This window comes from Gordonia neofelifaecis NRRL B-59395, from assembly GCF_000192435.1.
Classification (GTDB): domain Bacteria; phylum Actinomycetota; class Actinomycetes; order Mycobacteriales; family Mycobacteriaceae; genus Gordonia; species Gordonia neofelifaecis.
Window position 1 is genome coordinate 1 of sequence record NZ_AEUD01000047.1, and the last position, 816, is coordinate 816.

Genomic DNA, 816 nt, shown 5'->3' on the forward strand with positions numbered 1-816 from the left:
GCGGGTCTGCGGGAGGCGGTGCCGGACATGATTCTGCAGGTCGGCGGGTCGATCTCGTTCGCCCCGGAGGGTGATGGCGCGGATGCGAAGTGGCTTTCGGATGACACCCGGCACATGCTGGCGGAGTTGGATCCGAAGCCGGATCAGGTGACGATCGCGATCAACACCTCGCAGATGAACATCATGGAGTTGATGACCGCCGATGACATCGCGGGCACCTCGATGGAGCGTCCTGAGTTGGCGGCGACCTACCGGGAGATGACGGTTCCGGCGGGCCCGGAGTGGGTGGAGGAGCATCTGCGTCGGTTGCAGGCGGCCGGGATTCAGCCGCACTTCCAGCTTTCGAGCATTCCGCAGTTGGAGACGGTGGAGCGGTTGATCCGTCGGGGTAAGTACACCGGTCCGCTGAATCTGACGTGGGTCGGTATCGGTGGCGGTTTCGACGGCCCGAATCCGTACAACATCATGAACTTCATTCAGCGGGTGCCCGATGGTGCGTGCCTGACGTTGGAGACGCTGATGCGGTCGGTGATGCCGGTGAACGCGATGGCGGTGGCGATGGGTCTGCACACTCGGTGTGGCAATGAGGACACGATCTGGGGTGCCAAGGGCGAGAAGCTCGGGTCGGTCGATCAGGTCAAGCAGGTCGTGCGGTTGGCCAAGGAGCTCGGCCGCGAGGTCGCCACGGGTAAGGAGGCCCGGGACATCTACCGGATCGGCACCACCTACGCCGACGCCGACGAGACCCTGGCCAAGCTCGGGTACGCCCCGAACCGCCAGCCCGGACAGGTCGGCTTCACCCACCACGCCTGAACC

The 816-nt window shown here is 64.8% G+C and carries 1 protein-coding gene; it reads left to right on the forward strand.

The annotated features are described in order from the left end of the window. Window positions 1–813 (forward strand): beta-keto acid cleavage family enzyme (locus tag SCNU_RS19910; protein ID WP_009681212.1); only part of this gene is annotated, 813 nt, incomplete at its 5' end. Window positions 814–816: the final 3 nt, after the last annotated feature.